Origin of the sequence: Actinomadura sp. NPDC048032 (assembly GCF_040653175.1) — a bacterium.
Lineage (GTDB): Bacteria > Actinomycetota > Actinomycetes > Streptosporangiales > Streptosporangiaceae > Spirillospora > Spirillospora verrucosospora.
In genome coordinates this window covers 1-3,809 of the sequence record NZ_JBEZJP010000593.1, presented here as the reverse complement: position 1 = coordinate 3,809, position 3,809 = coordinate 1, and the positions used below count along the sequence as shown (strand labels likewise).

The 3,809-nt window shown below is 76.2% G+C and carries 3 protein-coding genes; all 3 read left to right on the top strand.

Annotated features, from left to right (window positions below):
- Positions 1–1,680 (top strand): lanthionine synthetase LanC family protein (locus AB0C69_RS39560; RefSeq protein WP_360361406.1); only part of this gene is annotated, 1,680 nt, incomplete at its 5' end.
- Positions 1,677–3,557 carry an alpha/beta fold hydrolase gene (locus AB0C69_RS39555; RefSeq protein WP_360361404.1) on the top strand — a complete coding sequence of 627 codons (1,881 nt, stop codon included), beginning with the start codon at positions 1,677–1,679 and terminating at the stop codon, positions 3,555–3,557. The genes AB0C69_RS39560 and AB0C69_RS39555, both read left to right, overlap by 4 nt.
- Before the next feature lie 5 nt (positions 3,558–3,562).
- Complete coding sequence (locus tag AB0C69_RS39550) at positions 3,563–3,718, top strand: VenA family class IV lanthipeptide (protein WP_360361401.1); 156 nt, start codon at positions 3,563–3,565, stop codon at positions 3,716–3,718.
- Positions 3,719–3,809: the final 91 nt, after the last annotated feature.

Below are 3,809 nucleotides of genomic sequence, written 5' to 3'. Positions count from 1 at the left end.
GGCGCCCCGGTGATGATCGACCTGGAGCTGGCCCTCACCGCCGACGACGGCGAGCGGGAAGGGATGCGGGTGGGGACCCCCGGCTACAGCGCGCCGGAGCAGATGTCCGGCGCCGCACCGGACCCGGCGGCGGACTACTTCGCCCTCGGCGCGACGCTCTGCCACGTCCTCACCGGCGGGCCGCCCTACTTCCTGGACGAGAGCCCCGCGGCCAGGCCGCTGAGCGAGCGCCTGGCGGAATGGCTGGCCGCCCGCACCCTGGACCTCGACCTGCCCGGCTCGCTGGCCCCGCTCCTGCTCGGCCTGATGGCCGACGAGCCCGGCCGCCGCTGGACCCCGCACCGGGCACGGGAGGCCCTGGCCCGGATGCGCCCGGATCACACGGCGGGAGACCCCGGGACGCAGCGCGGCACGGTGGAGCCGGACGGCGGCGCATCGCGGGCCGCCCGCCCCCCGTCGCTACGGCAGCAGTGCCGGCTGTCCGTCGCCGGGATCGTCGACCAGCTGATCGCCACCATGGACCCGGAGTCGGCCGAGACGCTCTGGCCCGCCTCGTGCGTCCACGGCGCCCCCGACCCGTGCTGCCTCCAGCACGGGGCCGCGGGAACCCTGGGCGCCCTGACCCGGTGCTACGAGGTCGAGGCCGAACCGCGCCTGGCCGAGGCCATCGCCGGCGCCGGCCACTGGATCCTGCGGCGGCTGGACGATGACGGCGGCCGTCCTCCCGGGCTGTACTTCGGCACGGCGGGCGCCGCGTGGGCGGTGCTGGACGCCGGCCTCGCCCTGGCCGACGCCGATCTCGTCGAGGGCGCGATCGCCGTCGCCGACCGGCTTCCGGAGGCGGTCCCCAGCCCGGACGTGACGCACGGGACGGCGGGCCTCGGGTTCGCGGCCCTGCACCTGTGGTCCCGCACCGGGCGTACGCGGTTCGCCGAGCGCGCCCGCGCCGCCGCCGACGCCCTCGCCGAGACCGCCCAGGAGCGGGAGGGCGGGCTCGACTGGAGCACGCCCGCCGAGATCGAGTCCAAGCTCGCCGGCCGGCGCTACTACGGGTTCGCGCACGGCGTCTCGGGCGTCGGATCCTTCCTGCTCGCCTGCGCCGGGTCGGTCGGAGGCGACGCCCACCGGGCGCTCGCCGCCCGGGTCGGGGAGACGCTGCTCGACACCATGATCGACACTGGGCGGTCGGCGATGTGGGCGGCCAGTTCCGGGGACATCGCCACCGCGCCGTACTGGTGCCACGGCTCGGCCGGCATCGGCGGCTTCCTCGGCCGCCTCGGCCGGGCCACCGGCGACGGGCGCTTCCTGCGGGCCGCCGAGATGTCCGCCCGCGCGGTCATGGACAACCGCTGGCGCGCGATCCTCGGGCAGTGCCACGGCCTGGCCGGCAACGGCGACTTCCTGCTCGACATGGCCGCGCTCACCGGCGCCGAGCGGTACCGGGACGACGCGTGGCGGCTGGCCCAGGTCATCCTGGCCAACCGGGCGCACCGCGGCGGACGGGTGGTGTTCCCCGACGAGCAGGGCGGCGTCTCGACCTCCTGGGGAGACGGCCTGGGCGGCGTCCTCGGCTTCCTGGTGCGCCTCCAGCACGGGACGTCGCGGCTGTGGACGGCCGACGACGCCGCCGCGCACCCCGCCGAGGGCGCCGAACCGTCGATCGCCGGGCGGGCGTCATGACCGAGACCCTTCCGGATCTTCCGCCCGTGCCGAGCCGCTTCGGCTTCGCCTTCTCCGCCGACGGCCGCTGGGCCACCTGCCTGCGGTCCGCGCAGGACAGCGTCGTCCTGGAGCGCTGGGACCTGACCTGGCCGCGGCCGTCCCTGCGGACGCTCGACGACGCCGCCCTCCCGGGCCGGACCGAGGAACGGATCATCGATCGCGGCACCGGGGCGCTACCGCTGAACGACGGCCGCGTCCTCGTCGTGCGGCCCGCGGTCGGCGAGCACGGGAAGCCCGCGGGCCACGGAACCCTCGCCGCCGTCGAGCCGACCCCCACCGGACTCCGGATCACCCGGTCATGGCCGGTGCCGCGGATGCTCGCCGGGTTCCTGCTGGCCGCCCCGGGGCAGGCGCAGGTCGCGGTGCTCGTGGTCGTCGAGAACGAGCGGCACTCGCGGATCTGGCGGGTCTCGCCCGCGTCCCCCGTCCTGGAGCCGGTGCTGCGGATCCCCGGCGTGCTGTCGGGAGGCGTCTGGGCCGACGAGGGCCGCGTCCTCGCCCTCGACCGCGACGGCGCCGGCCACCGCACCGAAGGCATCCTGGTCGACCTGCGCGAACGCGGCTGGCGGCCTTTCTGGTCGGTCTCCGACACCACCGCCGACCGGATCGCGGCCTACAGCCCGCGCTCGGGCGTCCTCGCGGTGACCACCACCCTGCCGGGCGCGCAGCAGCGGGGCGCGCCGCAGATCGGGCTGCGGCTGCCCGGCGGTGGCCCCGTCCGCTTCCCCGAGGCCCTCAACCGGTCGGCCGCCCACCGGACGCCCCTGGCCTTCGACGCCTCCGGCGAGCGGCTGCTCGTCCGGGAGATCGCCGGCGCGACCGCACGCCTCGCCGTGTACGCCACCGGCAGCGACCGGATCACCCCGGTCCCCGGCCCGCCCGGCATGCTCTGGCCGCCCGCCCACTGGGCCGGGGACGGCCGGATCCACGTCCGCTTCTCGGCCCCACACCAGCCGCCGACCCTCGCGACGGTGCGGAGTCCCGCGCGCTCCGGCTGGGACATGGCCGCGCACCCCTCCGACGGCGCGGCGGCCTGGCGGCACGCCGAACTCGTCGAGCTGTCCGGCCCGGCGGGGCCCGTCGAGGCGATCGTCTACGGCGGCCCCGGCTGGCGCGACCGGCCCCGGCTCGTGCTGGCCCTGCACGGCGGGCCGCTGTCAGCGTGGCGGTACGAGTTCGAGCCGCTCTTCCAGTACCTGGCCGCCGCGGGCGCCTCCGTCGTGGCCCCCAACTACCGGGGCAGCACCGGATACGGCGACGACCACCTGCGTCCCGTCCTCGGCGACTGGGGCGGCCCCGACCTGGACGATGTCGTCCACCTCGGGCACGCGATCGCGCACGGCCGCGGCGCCGCGCTGCCGCGCCCCGTCGTGCTCGGCGGCAGCTACGGCGGCTTCCTGGCCCTGCTGGCGGCCTGCCGGAGACCGGACCTGTGGTCGGGATGCGTCGCGCTCGCGCCCTTCACCTCGGCGTCCAGCCTCCAGCGCACCGCCACGGGGATGGTCAGGGACCGCGTCTCGCGGCTGAGCCGGATCGGCGACCATCCCGAGCAGGACGCCCGGCGCGACGTCCTGCGGGCGTGCGGGGCGCTGACGGCGCCGCTGCTGGTGGCGCACGGCGTCCGGGACGAGGCCGTCCCGGTCGAGCAGTCCAGGGCGCTGCGCCGGCGCCTCCTCGAACTCGGCAGGACCGAAGGAGTCGACTTCGACTACCTGGAGACCGCCGACGACCACAACGGGGTCGTCCAGGCATGGTCCCCGGTCCTCCGCCAAGCGGTGGTCCGCTTCTGCCTCACGGCGGGGCGGACCTTGGCCCTCGACAACGAAAGGAGGTGAATCGCATGAACACGTTCGACGGTGACCTCGTGGCCGCTCTGCAGGAGCTGCCCGAGACCGACCCCGTGGAGATCGACGGCATCCAGCTCAGCGGTACCTGCGCCTGCGTCGGTCTGCTCACGCTGCTGAACACCGTGTGCATCGGCATCTCCTGCGCCTGATGCCGCGCATCCCATGCGGTACCCGGGACCCCTGAGAAGAACCCCGGCCCGCAGAACCCCCGGCCCCGACCCGCCCAGATCGCGACACTGG